Source organism: Micromonospora sp. NPDC005173 (genome assembly GCF_040608515.1).
GTDB lineage: Bacteria > Actinomycetota > Actinomycetes > Mycobacteriales > Micromonosporaceae > Micromonospora.
The window spans coordinates 22,947-39,864 of record NZ_JBEXIK010000023.1; the positions used below are offsets into that span (position 1 = coordinate 22,947).

Annotated in this window: 14 protein-coding genes; 7 read left to right on the top strand and 7 right to left on the bottom strand. The window is 73.6% G+C overall.

Annotated elements, in window-relative coordinates:
* Positions 1-40: 40 nt before the first annotated feature.
* The 3 genes from ABZV00_RS23425 to ABZV00_RS23435 form a co-directional block, all read right to left on the bottom strand.
* Positions 41-448 (bottom strand): hypothetical protein, encoded by a 408-nt coding sequence (locus ABZV00_RS23425; protein ID WP_355609672.1) that lies wholly within the window; start codon positions 446-448, stop codon positions 41-43.
* A 136-nt stretch (positions 449-584) separates the two neighbouring features.
* Entirely contained in the window at positions 585-1,028 is a 444-nt protein-coding gene (locus tag ABZV00_RS23430) for a nitroreductase family deazaflavin-dependent oxidoreductase (RefSeq protein WP_355609674.1), read from the bottom strand.
* 236 nt (positions 1,029-1,264) lie between these two features.
* On the bottom strand, positions 1,265-2,731 hold the full coding sequence (locus ABZV00_RS23435; RefSeq protein ID WP_355609676.1) for an MFS transporter: 1,467 nt from the start codon (positions 2,729-2,731) through the stop codon (positions 1,265-1,267).
* A 216-nt stretch (positions 2,732-2,947) separates the two neighbouring features.
* Between ABZV00_RS23435 and ABZV00_RS23440 the strand changes: the two genes are divergently transcribed.
* Positions 2,948-3,529, top strand: a complete 582-nt coding sequence (locus ABZV00_RS23440; RefSeq protein ID WP_355609768.1) for a helix-turn-helix domain-containing protein — start codon at positions 2,948-2,950, stop codon at positions 3,527-3,529.
* Positions 3,530-3,606: 77 nt separating this feature from the next.
* Here ABZV00_RS23440 and ABZV00_RS23445 read toward each other — a convergent pair whose 3' ends face one another.
* The gene (locus ABZV00_RS23445) at positions 3,607-4,962 is read right to left on the bottom strand and encodes a pentapeptide repeat-containing protein (RefSeq protein WP_355609678.1); all 1,356 of its coding nucleotides are present in this window, start codon (positions 4,960-4,962) and stop codon (positions 3,607-3,609) included.
* 230 nt (positions 4,963-5,192) lie between these two features.
* Between ABZV00_RS23445 and ABZV00_RS23450 the strand changes: the two genes are divergently transcribed.
* Positions 5,193-5,981, top strand: coding sequence for an alpha/beta fold hydrolase (locus tag ABZV00_RS23450; RefSeq protein ID WP_355609680.1), 789 nt, complete (start codon positions 5,193-5,195; stop codon positions 5,979-5,981).
* A gap of 68 nt (positions 5,982-6,049) precedes the next feature.
* On the opposite strand, the gene ABZV00_RS23455 is transcribed toward ABZV00_RS23450, so the two are convergent.
* A complete protein-coding gene (locus tag ABZV00_RS23455) occupies positions 6,050-6,922 on the bottom strand; it encodes an aldo/keto reductase (RefSeq protein WP_328418815.1) in 873 nt (290 codons plus the stop codon).
* 210 nt (positions 6,923-7,132) lie between these two features.
* Here ABZV00_RS23455 and ABZV00_RS23460 point away from each other — a divergent pair, with 210 nt between their 5' ends.
* The gene (locus ABZV00_RS23460; RefSeq protein WP_355609683.1) at positions 7,133-11,362 is read left to right on the top strand and encodes a CHAT domain-containing protein; all 4,230 of its coding nucleotides are present in this window, start codon (positions 7,133-7,135) and stop codon (positions 11,360-11,362) included.
* Positions 11,363-11,402: 40 nt separating this feature from the next.
* Here the strand turns inward: ABZV00_RS23460 and ABZV00_RS23465 are convergent, their stop codons facing one another.
* On the bottom strand, positions 11,403-11,897 hold the full coding sequence (locus ABZV00_RS23465) for a hypothetical protein (RefSeq protein WP_355609684.1): 495 nt from the start codon (positions 11,895-11,897) through the stop codon (positions 11,403-11,405).
* On the bottom strand, positions 11,894-12,214 hold the full coding sequence (locus ABZV00_RS23470) for a hypothetical protein (protein WP_328418812.1): 321 nt from the start codon (positions 12,212-12,214) through the stop codon (positions 11,894-11,896). The genes ABZV00_RS23465 and ABZV00_RS23470 overlap by 4 nt, the downstream gene beginning before the upstream one ends.
* A gap of 268 nt (positions 12,215-12,482) precedes the next feature.
* On the opposite strand from ABZV00_RS23470, the gene ABZV00_RS23475 reads away from it, so the two are divergent.
* The 4 genes from ABZV00_RS23475 (at position 12,483) to ABZV00_RS23490 (ending at position 16,892) form a co-directional block, all read left to right on the top strand.
* The gene (locus ABZV00_RS23475; RefSeq protein ID WP_355609686.1) at positions 12,483-12,848 is read left to right on the top strand and encodes a YciI family protein; all 366 of its coding nucleotides are present in this window, start codon (positions 12,483-12,485) and stop codon (positions 12,846-12,848) included.
* A gap of 132 nt (positions 12,849-12,980) precedes the next feature.
* Positions 12,981-14,363, top strand: coding sequence for an FAD-binding oxidoreductase (locus tag ABZV00_RS23480; protein ID WP_355609688.1), 1,383 nt, complete (start codon positions 12,981-12,983; stop codon positions 14,361-14,363).
* A 199-nt stretch (positions 14,364-14,562) separates the two neighbouring features.
* Positions 14,563-16,011, top strand: coding sequence for a pyruvate kinase (gene pyk, locus ABZV00_RS23485; RefSeq protein WP_355609690.1), 1,449 nt, complete (start codon positions 14,563-14,565; stop codon positions 16,009-16,011).
* Positions 16,008-16,892, top strand: coding sequence for an acyl-CoA thioesterase II (locus ABZV00_RS23490; protein WP_355609691.1), 885 nt, complete (start codon positions 16,008-16,010; stop codon positions 16,890-16,892). Before pyk ends, ABZV00_RS23490 begins: the two co-directional genes overlap by 4 nt.
* Positions 16,893-16,918: the final 26 nt, after the last annotated feature.

Here is a 16,918-nt window from a genome sequence, read left to right on the forward strand (position 1 = left end):
CCGGTCCGCAGAGGTGGCCCCGGGTCACCTGCCGACAAGCTCAGCGAGTCACGCGGATCGTTTCGTCGAACTGCAGGAACTCACAGTTTTCCTGGGCACACAGTTCGAAGGATCCGGTGGCCAGCGCCACGCCCTTGTTGAAGGCGAAGCCGCCCGTCTCCGCAAACACCCGTCCCGTCACAGCCTGAGGCTCGCCCGTGCAGGAGACAGGCGCCCAGCCCGACCCGTACGCCACCCTGTCGCCCGACCGCTGCCTGAGGATCAGCTCCGAGCCGCCGGACATGCCGTTTTGGCATGTCACGGTAAGGGTGAGGTCCACGGCGACGCCGCGCGCGACCAGAGTCGCCGACGTGACATCGACGGTACTCGCCGCGCTCGCCGGCGTCGGCGCCAGCAACACGAACAGCGACAGCCCGAGCAGTGCGATGGTGGTTGCGATGCGGCGCACAGTCGTTCTCCTTGTCGGAGTGGGTGCTTACCTGCGGTCACCATAGCGCTCATCGACGTTCTTGTATTGACCCGTGTCGCGGGGCGTCGTCATCACCGTCCAGATCGGCCTCAGGAGGCCGCGCGGATGACCGGCGTCAGACGCGTTCGACGATGACCACGGGGATCTCGCGGTCGGTGTCCTTCTGATAGCGGGCGTACGTCGGGAAGACCGCCGTCATCACCGGCCACAGCCGGGCGCGTTCCTCGGCTGTCGCGGTGCGGGCGCGCCCGGTGAACCGCTCGGCGTCGACCTGGATCTTTACCGCGGGGTCGGCGTTCAGATTCAGGTACCAGGCGGGGTGCTTCGCCGCGCCGCCGGCCGACGCCGCCAGCAGATAGCTGTCGCCGTCACGGCCGTAGATCAGCGCGGTCCGGTGCAGCCTCCCGGACCGGCGGCCCCGCGTGGTGAGCAGCAGTGCCGGGTACCCGTGGTATTTACCGCCGTCGGCGCCGTCGGTCTCCACGTAGCGCCGGATGTGGCTGGCAACCCAGCCGACAGGGCTGTCCTCGATCGTCTCGTCCTGCTCAGCCGCGGTCACGGGACCACCTCCTCGGCGGAGCCTAGCCGTCCAGGGAGTGTCGGGGTGGCCCCGCGAAGGGCGGCTGAGCGCGGGGCGGGGCAGTGACAGCAGCCCTCTGACCTCAGACCGCGTCGTAGGCGTCAAGGCTTACATCCGTAAATATCGACAGTGTTGCGCGTGCAGGTCGTCGCGGTTGGAAACGGGGCAGGCAGCATGAGCTGCCTGCCCCGTTCCGACCCGGGAGCCGGTGCGGTTCAGCGGGTCGACGGCATGGTGGCGAACTCGCCGGCTAGCTCCGACTCGACGATCGTCGCGGTGGACGGCCGGCGACCGGACGTCGCCCGCCGGGCGGACGGGACGGCCAGGGCCGCGAGCGCGGCGGCGAGGGCGATCGCGGTGAGGACCAGAAAGCCCATCGTGAAGCCGGCCTCCCGGGGCAGTCCGTTGGCCTGCGGGTGGGCGGTGATCACGCCGCTGACCACGGCAGCGCCGATCGCGCCGCCGATGGTGCGGATGTTGGCGTTCATGCCGGTCGCCACGCCGGTCTGGCTGGCGGGCACGCTGCCCACGATGAGGTTGGCCATCGAGGCGAAGGCCAGGCCGATGCCGAGGCCGACCAGGCCACCGGCGATGGCGACCTCCCAGCGGGTGTCGTGCGCGAGGGCCAGCATCGCGGAGGCGGCCACGTTGAACGCGGCACCGGTGGCGAGCTGCGCCTTCGCGCTGAAGACCGCTTGGAGCCGGCCGGCGACCAGGCCGGCGATGAACATCGCGACCAGCATCGGCAGCATGAGCAGGCCGGCCTGGCTGATGGTGGCGCCGAAGCCGTAGCCCGCGGCCGTCGGGGTCTGCACGAACTGCGGGAGGAACGCGTACACGGAGAACATCGACGCGCCGTAGAGCAGGGCGACCAGGTTGGTGGTCCAGACGCCGGGCAGCCGCATCATCCGCATGTCGATCAGCGGGTTGGTCGACCGAACCTCGGCGACCAGCCAGCCGACGAGCAGCACCACGGCGAGCGCCAGGAGGCCGAGCACCCGGCGGGAGGTCCAGCCCCAGGCCGCGCCCTGGCTGATCGGCAGCAGCAGTGCGACCAGCCAGCCGGAGAGCAGCAGGGTGGCCCGCCAGTCGATCCGCCCGGGGGTACGCACCGGCGACTCGGGCACGAACAGGTGGGCGGCGACGGCGGTCAGCCCCACCACGACCATCGGGATCCAGAACAGCCACCGGTAGTCCAGTGCGGCCACGATCGGGCCTGCGAGGACGACGCCCAGGCCACCGCCGGCGGCGACGATCGCCGAGATGGCGGCGACGGCGGAGGAGACCCGCGCGGCGGGGAACTCGTCACGGATGATGCCGAACGACAGCGGGAATACCGCGCCGCCGACACCCTGCACGACCCGGGCGATGATGAGGACGCTGATGTTCGGCGCGATGGCGGCCAGCAGACAGCCGATGGCGAGCGCGGCGAGCGAGACGACCAGCATCCGCTCCTTGCCGACCATGTCGCCGACCCGGCCGAGGATCGGCGTGAAGATCGACGCCGACAGCAGGTAGGCGGTCAGTACCCAGGTCACGGTGTTCTGGGAGGTGTGCAGATCGTGCTGGATGGTCGGCAGCACCGGGGTGATCAGCGACTGGAGCATCGCGAAGAACCCGGCGCCGGCGGCCAGCACGGAGAAGGTGAGCCGACGCGAGCCGCGTCGGGAGGTCACTGCCACGAAAGGAAACTCCCTGATTGGCGTACGGAAGGAGGTTTTGACGCCCGTCGTGCGCGGCGGGCAGGCTGTCGGGTCCGGGCGATCGGGTGGCCAGGCGGATCGGGCGGTCCCGAGGTAAGCTAACCGGAGGTATGCCTCCGGGATTCCGGAGGGGTGCCTCCACTAAGCTAGCGGAGGGTTCCCTCCGGATGCAACCAAGGTGAGGTGACGCACGTCATGACCAGCGCGGGGCAGGTGCCCGAGGTCTTCGCCCGGCGGCCCAAGCGGGCTGACGCGCGGCGCAACTACGACGCGCTGGTGGCCGCTGCCCGCGAGGCGTTCGCCGAAAACGGCGCGTCCGCATCGCTGGAGGACGTGGCCCGCCGAGCCGGCGTCGGCATCGGCACCCTCTACCGGAACTTCGCCAACCGCCAGGAGATGTTCGAGGCCGTCTACGTCGAGGAGGTCCGGACACTCTGCCGGTCCGCCGAGGACCTGGCCGAACTGCCCCCGTGGGACGCCCTCGTGGCCTGGCTGCACCGGTTCGTCGCGTACGTGGCCACCAAGCGGGCGCTCGCCGAGGAGCTGCTGCGCGACTCCGAGGTCTTCCGTAGCTGTCGGACGGAGATCTACGCCGCCGGCGAGCCGATGATGCACCGTGCCCAGGCGGCCGGGACGGTCCGCGAGGACGTCGGCTTCGACGACGTGGTGCGGCTGATCAGCGGCCTCACCATGGCCCAGTTCCCGTCGACCGAGCAGCGCGACCGGGTGCTTGGCGTGGCCCTCGACGGCCTGCGGCCCGCGCCCGCCGCCCACTGACTCATCCGCCGCGCTGGCGGCCCGACCGGCGACGTGTCGAGCTGACCGGCGGCGCTCGGTGCGCCATCGTGCCGGCGTCAGCGGTCGACGAGCAGTAGCCACTCGTCGTCGAGCCGTTCGACCGTCGTCCCGGCGGGCCAGGCGTGCCCGCCACCGGCCGCCGCCCGGGCCTGGTCGACCTGTGGCGGCTGGCCGAACTGAGCGCCGTCGAACCTGCCCGCGCCGTGGAACCGGGCCCGGCCGAAGTTCGCCGCCCCCTCGAAACGCGCCTGCTCGAAGCACGCGTCGGCCGCGAACACGGTCCACCGGAAGAGCGCCATGTCCGCGAAACGGACCGAGCGGAACCCGGCGTACCCGGCGAACTCGGTGTGCTCCATGGACAGGCCGCCGAGGAATGTGGCCTGCCGGAACCTGCTCCCGTCGCCGAAGCGGGTCGCGTCGAAGCTGGTCGGCTGGTGGAAGGTCGCCCGGTGAAATGACGTCGGGCCGGCGAAGCGGCACCGCCGACAGGACAGGCCGGCGGTGAAAACGGCCTGGTCGAAGCTGGCTTGACCGTCGAAGCGGGCGTCGTCCAGGACCACCTCCGCCTCGGCGGTGAGGTCGTCGAAGGTGACGTCGCCGAAGACCGCCCCGAGGCGGAGCCGCCCCCGGGCGGTCGCGCCGGCGAAGCTGGTGACACCGGTGAACACCGCCCCGGTGAAGTCCGCGTCGACCAGCGTGCAGCCGGCGGCGTCGAAGTCGACCAGTCGGGCCCCGGTCAGATCAAGCGTGATCTCCGGCCAGTTGGCCGGGCCGTCCGCGCGGAGGTGCCGGGTGAGCACCCGCTGCGCGGTGCGTCGGACCTCCGTCTCGCGCGGCTCGTCGTCCGGCGCCGGCATGCGCAGGTACGCGCAGAGCACCGCCGCGATCGTCGGCCGCTGCGCCGGATTGTCCTGGCCGAGGCGTTCCAGCGCGTGCAGCCCGCCGAGGCGTACCGCGGCGCTGTCGTTGCCGAGCAGCTCGACAGCGCGGGTGTAGAGCTCGGTCAGCCGGCGCTCGGCGGCGTCGTGCTCGGCCGCTCCGGACTGCCGGTCCTGGTGCCGCTGCGCGACCTCGGCCGCCGACTCGGCGTGCGTCTGCACCCGGTCCCGGTGGGTCTGGTCCCGGGCGGCGACGCTCTCCTGGTGCCGCTGGGCGCGTTCGGTGATCCACTGCCGGCGGGCGGCCAGCAGGAGCGCCAGCCCGCCACCGGTGCCGGCGACCACGGTCAGGCCGGTGCGGATCGCGTCGATGCGCAGCGTGGCGCGGGTGTCCGGCTGGGTGGCCCGGTCAGCCTCGGTGAGCAGCAGGTCCAGCACCAGCCAGCCCAGGGCGGCAGCGAGGAGCAGGCCGACCAGGACCAGCCACCACGGCATCACCCGCAACTGGCGCTCGGTGGGTTCGTCGGCGGCCACGGCCACAGCATGCCATCCGCCGTTCCGAGCCGGGGTACGCGCGGCCGGCCGGGGTCCGATGTGGAGTCCGCCGATTTGCCGGTTTGCGCCCCCGCCGGAACAACGGGTTACCGGCGCGTAACAAGTCATTGACGTTTCCAAATTGTTGCGCGCATCATCGTCGCACGGTCGACCGGACACCCCCACCCACCTGCCCGGCTCGCCGGGTGCCTCCCCCCGGAGGTGCAGCCATGCTGCTCCGAAAGACCGCCCTCGTCCTGGCCCTCGCCACCGCCGCCCTGCTCGCCACCACCGCCACGGCCACCGCCGCCCCCGCTGAACCCGCCGCACCCGCGGCCGCCCCGGTTGCCGCCGCCGCGGCGGCCAACCCCGTCATCGTGGTCGGCGGGCTCACCGGCGTCGCCGTCGCGTACGAGCCGATCGCCGCCCGACTGCGCGCGGACGGCTACCGGACCTTCATCTACCAACTCCCCGGGCTGGGCTTCGGCGACATCCCCACCTCCGCCCGGGCGTTCGCCACCTACGTCGGCCAGGTGCGCGCCAGCACCGGCGCGGCCACCGTGGACGTCGTGGGTCACTCCGAGGGTGGCTTGGTCGCCCGCTACTACCTCAAGCGGCTCGGCGGCACCGCCAACGTCGGCCGGTACGTCAGCCTGGGCTCGCCGCAGTACGGCACCTACGTGGCGAACATCCTGGCGTTCCTGGGTCTCGGCAGCTGCGCCGGCGTCGTGGCCTGCCAGCAGATGACCATCGGCTCGGCCTTCCTCGCCGACCTCAACGCCGGCGACGACACCCCGGGCGCGGTGCGCTACACCACCATTCGCACGCTGCAGGACGAGCTGGTCCGGCCGACCGGGAACGCCGCCGTCAACGACGGCGCGACCAACGTGCTGATCCAGGCGTACTGCCCGGTGCGGGTGGTCGGGCACCTCGGGTTGGTGCTCGACGGCACCTCGTACACCATCGTGCGCGGCGCCCTGGCCGACGGCCCGGTGCGACCCAACTGCCTCGCGCTCTGACCGGTCCGCGCGGGTGGCCCCGGCCGGGACCACCCGCGCGCCGCGCGCCACCGGCGTCGGTCGGGTTTTCAGCTCGCCTTGGCCAGCGCCTCGAACTCGTCATCGGTGAGCCGCACGTCGCCCGCGGCCACGTTCTCCTCCAGGTGCGCCACCGAGGACGTACCGGGGATCGGCAGCATCACCGGCGACCGGCGCAGCAGCCAGGCCAGCGCGAGCTGCGCGGGCGTCGCGCCGTGCGCGGAGGAGATCGCGTCCAGCGGGCCGCCCGGGCGGGCCAGCTCACCGGTGGCGATCGGGAACCACGGGATGAAGGCGATGTCGTTGCGCTCGCAGTACTCCAGCACGTCCTCGGCGCTGCGGTTCGCGAGGTTGTACAGGTTCTGCACCGAGGCGATGGTGGTGATCGCGCGGGACTCCTCGATCTGCGCGACGCTCACCTCGGACAGTCCGATGTGCTGGATCTTGCCCTCCTGCTGCAACAGCGCCAGCTCGCCCAGTTGGTCGGCGAGTGGCACCTGCGGGTCGATCCGGTGCAGCTGGTAGAGCGGGATGGTGTCCAGGCCGAGGTGACGCAGGCTCAGCTCGCACTGCTGGCGCAGGTACTCCGGGCGGCCCACCACGCGCCAGTCGCCCGGCCCGGCCCGGGTGAACCCACCCTTGGTCGCGATGACCAGATCATCGGCGTACGGGTGCAGGGCCTCGCGGATCAGCAGCTCGGAGACGAACGGGCCGTACGAGTCGGCGGTGTCGATGAAGGTCACGCCCAGCTCCACCGCCCGGCGCAGCACCCGGAGCGCCTCGGCCGGGTCCTTCGGGTCTCCCCAGACGCCCGGCCCGGTGATCTGCATGGCCCCGTAGCCGAGCCGGTTGACGGTGACGTCGCCCCCGATCCGGTACGTGCCGGAAGCCTTCGCGGGCTGCTTGCTGATGTCGGTCGCCATACGCGGATCCCCAATCGTTGTCGTCGTGGCGGGATGGAAACCTCCACCACCAGGTGATCATCCCCCGGAATCCGATCGTCATACCGGGTGTCGGCCGACTGTGTGCGGCGACACGGCACGACCGGATCCGCGTCGCCTTACCGCTAGCGCCCACCGTGTCCGGTCTGCTACGCCTGATCCCAGTCGGTGTGGCCGGTCGGGGGAGGCACGATGTGGCGACGGTTCAGGTCGGACCCGGTGGATCGGCTGCGGGCGCGGCTGGACCGCTTCGGCACGACCAGGGACGCTCGCGCGGTGCTCGACTCCGGGGCGATGCGCGACGCCGAGGCGGTCAAGGAGCTGGTGACCTCCACGCCCCCCGACGGGTCGATGTCGGAGTCGGTCCTCGAGGGCCTCTTCCTTCTCGCCTGTCTGCACTGGTACCGCTACCAACTGCTGCCGCCCGGTGAGGACGCCGACGATCTCGGCCGGGCGGTCACGCTCACCGAGATCCTGCTGCGCATCGCCCCGCAGCTGGTACCCCCGTCGCTGCTGGCGCTGCTGCAGGCGCACCGACCGTCGTCGGACACCGGCCGGGTCCCCGGCCCACGCGTCCCCGGCCGTCCGGCGTCCGCGCCGACCCGTTCGGACCGGGGCGCCGGTCCCGGTCGCAGCGGGCGTACGGCCGGGTCGGCCTCCGGCGAGGCCGGCGCGCTGTTCCTCGAGGCCGTCATGCTGATGGGCGGCGCGGAGACCAACCGCGACTACCGGGTTGCCGACCGGGCGGCGGCGCTGCTGCAACGAGCGGTGGACGGCACACCAGCGGGCGAGCCGGAGCGGCTGCACTACCTGTCCGCCCTCGGCAAGGTGCACCGCGACCAGTTCCGGCACCTCGGCCGGCGGAGTGCCCTGCCGCCCGCCATCGAGGCGCACCGGGAGAGCCTGGAGTCCACCCCGGCCGGTGACCCGGAACGTCCGACCCGGCTGTTCAACCTCGGCAACGTGCTGGGCGACCGGTACGAGGTCGACGGCGTGCCGGCGGACCTGGACGAGTCGATCACGCTGCTGCGCGACGCCGCCCGGGCCGCCGGCGTCAGCCCGTCGGTGCGTGCCATGGCGCGGGCCAACCTCGGGCAGCGGCTGCGGGACCGGTGGCGGCTGCGGAGCCGACCGGCCGACCTCGACGAGGCGGTCGACGCGTTCGCCGCGGCCCGAGCCGGCGGCGATCCCCGGGTCGCCGCGCTGCACGGCACGGCGCTCGCCGAACGGTTCCTGCGTGACCAGGCGCCGGCCGACCGGGATGCCGGGATCGAGGCGTACCGGGTGGCGCTGACCGGGTTCGGCGGGCTCGAACCGGAGCTGGCCGGCACCGCACAGGCCGGCCTGGCCACCCTGCTCGCCGAGCGGCACCAGGCCGACGCCGACCCGGCCGACCTCGACGCGGCGATCGAGGCGTATCGGGCGGCGGCCGGTTCCGGCTCGCCACACGGTGGGTTGGATCCGGCCGAGATCCGGCGTGCGGTGGGCGGCCTGCTGGTGAGCCGGTACGAGCAGCGGCGGCGGACCGAGGACATCACCGAGGCGGTGCGGCTGCTGCGCGACGCGGTCACCGTCGCCAGGGAACCGGGTCAGCGGGCCCGCCGCCTCGCCGACCTCGGCTACGCGCTGGGCCGGGGGTACGCCGACCTGGGCGGGGTGACCGCGCTGCGGGCCGCCCGGGAGGCGCTCACCGAGGCGGAGTCGCTGGTTCCCCGTACCGACCCGCTGCACCATCAGGTGCTCAACAACCTGGGCAACACCCTGCGCGAGCTGTCCGACCTGGCGGGGGAACCGGCGTTGCTGGAGCCGGCCGCCGTGGCGCTGCGGGCCGCGGTCGCCGCCGTCGCGCCGGACGCCGTCCTGCTGCCCCGGTACCGCTCGAACCTGGGCCTGGTGTTGCAGGCCCTGTTCGCCTCCACCCAGGACCTGGCCACCCTGACCGAGGCGATTCAGGTGCTGGCGCAGGTGACCGAGATCGCGCCGCCCGGGCACCCCGACCGGCTGCCGGCGTTGACCAACTACGGCTCCGCGTTGAACCGCCGGGTGGAGCTCGCCCTGGACGGCGCGCTGCCCGCCGGTGGCGAGCCCGCCGACCAGGTCGCGGCCGGCGTCGCCCGAGACTCCGAGGCCGCGGTGACCGCGCTCCGCGAGGCGGCGGAGCTGGCCGAGCGGGAGGCCGAGCCGGCCGAGTACGTCCAGGCGCTCGCCACCCTCGCCCTGGCCCACCTGCTGCGACACCGTCTGCACGACAACCCGACCGCCTTGGACGAGGCGATCCGGCTGCTGCAGCAGTTGAGCGAGCGCCCGCCATCGGTCGACGGGGAGCGGTACCGGGTCCTCACCAACCTCGGTAACGCGCTGGTGCTGCGCTACCAGGCCGGCCGGGACGACGCGGACGCCACCGCCATGCTCGCGGCCTACCGGGGAGCGGTCGAGGAGCTGCCGGCCGAGCATCCCGCCCGCACCATGTGCCTGAGCAACCTGGCCACCGCCCTGGAGGCGGTCGCGTCCTCCGCCGACGACCCGGTGACCGGCCCCGCCGCCGTCGCCGTCGCCGACTCTGCTGTCGCCGCTGCTGCCGTCGGTGATTCGGCCGTACTGGCCGAGGCGACCGCCGCGCTCCACGCCGCCGCAGCGGTGGAGTCCGCGCCGTCGCTGCTCCGGGCGAGTGCCGCCAGCCGGTACGCGGAACACGCCGCGGTGGCCGGCGACCTGCCGGCCGCGCTCGACGGGTACGCCACCGCGATCGAGCTGATCGACCTGGTGGCCTGGCACGGCATGGACTCCGACGACCAAACCCGCCTGCTCGGGCTGTTCCCCGGGCTGGCCAGCGACGCGGCGGCGGTCGCCATCGACCTCGACCGCCCGGAACGCGCCGTCGAGCTGCTGGAGTACGGCCGCGGCGTCCTGCTGACCCGGGCACACGACGCGAGCGCCGACCTGGCCGCGCTGCGCACACGGGCCCCACGGCTGGCGGCCCGCCTCGTTGACCTTCAGGCCGCCCTCGACGGCTTCACCGCGCTGCCGCCCGCCGGCATCGACGGTCCGAGCAGCCGTGTGTCGGCCGGCCCGGTGTCGTCGGTCGACGCGGTGCCCCCGGGTGGGGTGCTGTCGCCGGCCGGGTGGGGGAGTGGCGTGGCGTCCGCCGAGGGTTCGGCGTCGACGGCCGGGGCTGGGCCGACCCCGGAGCAGCGGTACGACCTCGCCATGCGCCGCCGCGACCTGCTCGCCGTGATCCGCGACCAACCCGCCTTCGCCGACTTCCTCCGCCCGCCGCCGTTCGCCGCCCTGGCCCGGGCCGCTGTCGGTGGCCCGGTGGTGCTGGTCAACGTCGCCAGCCGGCGCTGCGACGCACTGGTGGTCGCCGACGGCCAGGTCACCGTGGTGCCGCTGCCCGGGCTGACCCTGGCCGACCTGCTCGCCCGGACGGCCGGTTTCCTGACCGCGATCGCGGTGCTCACCGGAGCGGCGACGCCGGACGGCCCAGAGCCTGCGGTGCAGCGCCGCCGGGCGGCGGCGCGGACCGAGGTCGGCCAGACGTTGGACTGGCTGTGGCGGGTCGTCGCCGCACCGGTGCTCGACGCGGCCACCCCCGCCTCGGCACCGTCCGGCTCGGCGGCCGCCGACCCGGACGGACCCGTACCGGAGGCCGGGGCGGACTGGCCACGACTGTGGTGGTGCCCGACCGGGCTGCTCACCCTGCTGCCGTTGCACGCGGCCGGCCCCCTCGACGGTGGTGACGGGGTGCTGGACCGGGTGGTCTCGTCGTACACCGCGTCGCTGCGGGCGCTGGCGCACGCCCGGCGCGGCGTCCCGGCCCGGCCCGAGCCGGTCGACTCGGCGCTGGTCGTCGGCATTCCGCAGACCCCCGGCCTGTCCGACCTGCCCGGCGTCGACCAGGAGGTGGAGATCGTCCGCCGGCACCTGCCGCGGGTCCGCTCACTGCTCGGCCCGGCGGCCACCCCGGCGGCGGTGCTCGCCGCGCTGCCCGGCCAGCCGATCGCCCACCTGTCCTGTCACGGCACCCAGGATCTGGGCGCCCCGTCCTGGGGTCGCCTCGCGCTGGCCGGCGGCCCGCTGCACGTGCGGGACCTGTGGCGGCCCGCCGGCAACCCGGCCGCGCTGGCCGTCCTGTCCGCGTGCGAGACGGTGCGCGGCGGAGCGGCCCTGCCCGACGAGGCGCTCACCCTCGGCACCGCGTTCCAGCTCGCCGGGTTCCGGCACGTCATCGGCGCGCTCTGGTCCATCTCGGACGCGCTGACCGTGCGACTCTGCGCCGACCTGTACGCCGGCCTGGCGGTGCCCGGCGGGATCGCCCCGGACCGGGCGGCGGTGGCTCTGCACGAGGCCGTCCGCCGGCTCCGCGCCGCCCTGCCCGACCGGCCCGACACCTGGGCGAGCTACGCCCACCTGGGCCCCTGACCAGCTCAGACGTCAGGAAGAGCCTCTCTTGGAGCCGTCCTTACCTCTGGCCCGCAGAGACGGCGGCGGGCGGTGCCTGGCTGGCGGGCGCGTACCAGGTCACCCCGACCGCGGCGACCAGCAGCGCGGTGCAGAGCAGCACCAGCCGCACCCCGGTCCGCAGCGACCGGACCGCCGCCATCGCCTCCAGATGGTCGCCGAGCGGGGCCGGTGGCAGCGTCGCCACCGGGGTCACCGCCAGCCGTCCGTGCGCCGCGCGCAGCAGCGCCAGCGCCCCGCCCACGCCCGCCACCAGCGCGGCGAGCAGCAGGATGCCCACCAGCGCGCCCCACCCCGACGCGAGCGTGGTGACGTCGGTGCGGCCCCGGATCAAACTGAACCCGAACAGTGCCACCAGCAGCCCGCCGAGCCCGTTGCGCCAGGCCACCGCAGCAGCGCGGACCCGCTCCAGCTCGCCGCGCAGCAGCCCGGCCAACTGCTGCGCCCGGTGCAGGTCGGCGACGGTCGCGGGCGGCCCCGGGCGGAGCCGGATCACGCCTCGACCTCCAGCCGCAACGTCCAGTACGCGCCGCAGCCGCGCAGCCCGGTGGGGCGCGCGGGGTGGTCGGTCTCGCACTCGCAGAGCACCGTCCGGTAGCCGGGGTCCTGGGCCGCTGCCGGCGTGTCCCGCCGGTACAGCTCGTCGACCACCGTGCTGGTGGTCGTGTGGTCGCACCGCGGGCACCGCCCGCTGAGCAGCACCGCGAACTCGAACTCCCGCACCGTGAAACTCGCCGCGGTCTGCGCCGCGTACGCCTCGTCGGTGACCTCGGCGTACGGCAGCACGCCCGCCGCCGGCTCGTCGTCGCGCATCCCGACCTCCCCCTGCCCGCGCCCGGACCGTCCACCGTAGCCGGTACCGGCAGCCGGGTCGGCCGACGTGTCGGAGTGCCGCCAGCGACTGGTCGTTCGGGGCGTGCGGCGAGCCCGAGCACCCGTGTCGGCGGTCGGCGGGAGGTCCGACCGGGGCCAGTTGAGCGGAGCGACCGGTGCGACCGCCACCGGCGTGCGACGCTGGGCGCGTGCCGGCGACGCCGGCCCGGGCCGGCGCGTTCCCGGCCCGACGGCGGAGGGAGCACCCATGGCGGGAGTGCCGCAGGTCGACTTCGCGCTCGACACGTACGAGTGCATCGTGCTCTATCCCGGCGCGGCCGGACGGGCCCTGCCCTCCGAGACCGTGCAGCGGTTGCAGGCCGAGCACGCCCAGCACATGCAGGCGTTGCAGCGACGCGGGATCATCCTGGTCGCCGGTTCGATCGACGGGACCACCAGCAACCCGGAGCCACCGATCGGCTTCGGGCTGGCCCGCACCGGCAGTGTCGACGACGTGCGCAGCGTGCTGGAGGCCGACCCGGCGGTGCAGGCCGGGCTCTACCGCATCGACGTGCTGACCTTTCTCTGCCCGGCCGGCTCGTTGGAGTTCCCGCTGGTCAAGACCCAGAGCTGACCGGTCGGTCCATCGGCGGCTGTCGTGATGGTGACGGTGGTCGGCCGCCCGCCGGTGCTACGGTCGCGCCCACCGAGGACCGCCGTCGGGGTGCACCCGGCACCACCGGCCGGCCCCGGTCGAGGAGTCGCCATGAGCTCCGTCGCCAACCCCGATGTCGCCTCGGCCACCGCCCGGCTGCGCGCCCTGCTCGGTGACCGGCTCCACGAGCCGGGAGATCCCGGATTCGTCGCCGCCACCCGCCTCTGGAACGCCGCCGTGGACCGCGCGCCCGCGCTGGTCGCCCGGTGCCTGGACGCCGAGGAGGTGGCCGGTGCGGTCGGCATCGCCGCCCGGTGCCACCTGCCGGTGTCGGTCCGCTCGGGCGGGCACGACTGGGCCGGTCGGGCGCTGCGTGACGGCGGGCTGGTGCTCGACCTGACCGGTTTGCGCACGGTCCAGGTCGACCCGGACGGGGCCACGGTGACCGTGGCCGGCGGCGCCACCGCCGCCGACCTGCTGACCGCCACCCGCCCGTACGACCTGGTGGTGCCCACCGGGGTGGTTCGCGACGTGGGCATGGCCGGGCTCACCCTGGCCGGCGGGTACGGCCCGCTCTGCGGCCGGTTCGGCCTGGCCCTGGACAACCTGATCGGCGCGGAGGTGGTTCTCGCCGACGGCCGTCGGGTCGCCGCCGACCCCCGGCACGACGCCGAGCTGTTCTGGGCGCTGCGTGGCGGCGGCGGCAACTTCGGCGTGGTCACCGCGCTGCGCTACCAGGCACATCGGCTGCCCGCCGTCCTCGCCGGCATGATCATGTTCGCGCTGGCCGAGGCGCCGGCCGTGCTGCGCGGGTACTCGGCGCTGCTCGCCGAGGCCCCGGACGAGCTCACCGTGATGGCGGGCTTCCTGCCCGGCCCGGCCGGCGAGCCGTTGATCTTTGTCTGCCCGTTCTACAGCGGTCCGGACCTGGACCTCGGGCGGCCCTGGGTGGACCGGCTGCGGGCGCTGGGCGTCCCACTGCTCGACCAGGTCGGCCCACTGCCGTACGCGGACGCGCTGCGGATGTTCGACGGCGGGATGGTCGACGGCAACCACTACCTGCTGCGGACCCGCTGGCTGCCCACGCTCGCCGACGGTGCCGTGGACGCGCTGGTCGACGCCGCCCGGAAGGTCAGCTCGCCCTTCTCCGCGGTGGCCCTGCACCACTTCCACGGCGCGGCCAGCAGGGTCCGGCTCGCCAACACGGCGTTCGGCCTGCGCGCCGATCACCTGCTGACCGAGATCATCGCGGTGTGGCCGCCGGGCGGGGCGGCCGGGCCGCACCGGGACTGGGCCGAGCGCACCTCGGCGGCCCTCGCCCCGCACGCCCTGCCCGGGGGCTACCCGAACCTGCTCGCCCCGGAGGATACCGACCGGGTCCGGCTGGCCTACGGCGCGAACTGGACGCGACTGCGCCGGGCCAAGCGGCGCTACGACCCGCGTGACCTGCTCACCGCGGTGCCCACCCTGCCGCCCGCGGCGCACTCCGGGTGAGCCGCCGGCGGGAGCACCCCGAGGGTGTGTGCCAGCGGAGGCGTACGATTCCCGGCGCGCGGTCGCCGATGCCCGTCGCCACAACGTTCCCGGTGCGGTTCTGCCCGCCGGCCCGACGCGCACCGCGCGTTGTTGGACACACGTTCCGCTGCCTGCAAGGGGTCGGCCCCGGGTCCGACCTGAAGGAGAGACTAACCTGATGGGCGTGACACGCCGCGCGAAGATCGTCTGCACTCTTGGTCCCGCCACCTCGTCCCCGGAGCGCATCCGGGGCCTCGTCGAGGCCGGCATGAACGTGGCGAGGCTCAACTTCAGCCACGGCAGCCACGCTGACCACGAGGCGGTCTACCGACTGGTCCGGGAGGCGTCCGAGGCGGCCGGTAAGCCGGTGGCCGTCCTCGCCGATCTTCAGGGTCCCAAGATCCGGCTCGGCCGGTTCGCCGACGGCCCGCACGAGTGGCGCACCGGCGACTCGGTCGTGATCACCGGCGACGAGATCATCGGCACCAAGGATCGGGTCTCCTGCACGTACAGCAAGCTGCCGCAGGAGGTGAAGCCCGGTGACCGGCTGCTGATCGACGACGGCCGGGTCGCCGTCGAGGTCACCGACGTCACCGGCAACGACATCCGCTGCCTGGTCACCGAGGGTGGCCCGGTCTCCAACAACAAGGGCGTCTCGCTGCCCAACGTGGCGGTCAGCGTGCCCGCCATGTCGGAGAAGGACGCCGAGGACCTGCGCTTCGCCCTGGGGCTCGGCGTCGACCTGGTCGCCCTCTCCTTCGTCCGCTCGGCCGAGGACATCAAGCTCGTGCACGGCATCATGGCCGAGGAGGGCGTGTTCCGGCCGGTGCTGGCCAAGGTCGAGAAGCCGGAGGCGGTGGAGCACCTCGAGCCCATCGTGCTCGCCTTCGACGGCGTCATGGTCGCCCGCGGTGACCTCGGTGTCGAGATGCCGCTGGACGAGGTTCCGCTGGTGCAGAAGCGGGCCGTGCAGCTCTGCCGGGAGAACGCCAAGCCGGTCATCGTGGCCACCCAGATGCTCGACTCCATGATCGAGAATTCCCGCCCCACCCGGGCAGAGGCCTCCGACGTGGCCAACGCGGTGCTCGACGGCGCGGACGCGGTGATGCTCTCCGGCGAGACCAGCGTGGGCAAGTACCCCGTGCTGACCGTCAGCACCATGGCCAAGATCGTGATGACCACCGAGTCCGGCTCGATCGGGGTGCCCCGGTTGCAGCACGACCCGCGTACCCACGGTGGCGCGCTCACCGTGGCCGCCTCGTCGATCGCCCGGGCCATCAACGCCAAGGCACTGGTCGCCTTCTCGCAGACCGGTGACACCGTCCGGCGGTTGTCCCGGCTGCACTGCGACCTGCCGCTGCTGGCCTTCACCCCGGTCCCCGAGGTGCGCGACCAGCTCGCCCTGACCTGGGGCGTGGAGACCTTCCTGATGCCGTTCGTGCAGCACACTGATGACATGTTCCGTCAGGTCGACCAGGCGCTGCTCGGTCTCAACCGGGCCAACCCGGGTGACTACGTGGTGATCGTGGCGGGCAGCCCGCCCGGCACTCCCGGCTCGACCAACACGCTGCGCGTACACCAGCTCGGCTCACTGGTCGACGCGGCGTCGGCGCGGGCGCTGCAGTGAGCGACAACCCGGTCGCGGTCGGCCAGGCGGCGGTGGACCAGCTGCTGGAAGTGCTGGACCTCGACCCGATCGGGGAGATGACCTTCCGGGGGATGAGCCCCCCGGTCGGCCCGCAGCGGGTGTACGGCGGCCAGGTCGCGGGCCAGGCCCTGGTCGCCGCCGGCCGTACGGTCGACCCGGAGCGGTTCGTGCACTCGTTGCACGGCTACTTCGTCCGCCCCGGCGACCCGGTCGAGCCGATCGAGTACCAGGTGGAGAACATCCGCGACGGTCGGTCGTTCTCGGTCCGCCGCGCGGTCGCGCTCCAGCACGACAAGCCGATCTTTTTCATGTCGGCGTCCTTCCAGCGGGCCGAGGAGGGTCTGGACCACCAGGCCACGTCTCCGGTGGACGTGCCCGCGCCGCAGGACGTGCCGACGATGTCCGACCGGCTCGCCCGCTACCCGGAGCGGCTGGGCATCTGGGGTCAGATCCCGCGTCCGATCGACGTGCGCTACGTCGGTGAGCCCGGCTGGGTCCGCCCGGGCGACCGGCCCGCCGACCCGCACCAGAGGGTGTGGATGCGCATCGACGGCAAGCTGCCGGACGACCCGCTGCTGCACGCCTGCGCGCTCACCTACGCCTCCGACCTCACCCTGCTGGACTCGGTGCTCTCCATGCACGGCGAGGTGTGGGGGCCGGGCGGTGTCGTCGGCGCGAGCCTCGACCACGCGCTCTGGTTCCACCGGCCGTTCCGCGCCGACGAGTGGTTCCTCTACGACTGCTGGAGCCCGTCGGCGTCCGGAGCGCGCGGGCTGGCCACCGGCCGGATGTTCACCACCGACGGCGCGCAGATCGCCAGCGCCGTCCAGGAGGGTCTGCTGCGCCGCGTCGGCGCGTGAGGCTGTCGGTCATCCCCGCCAGGCAT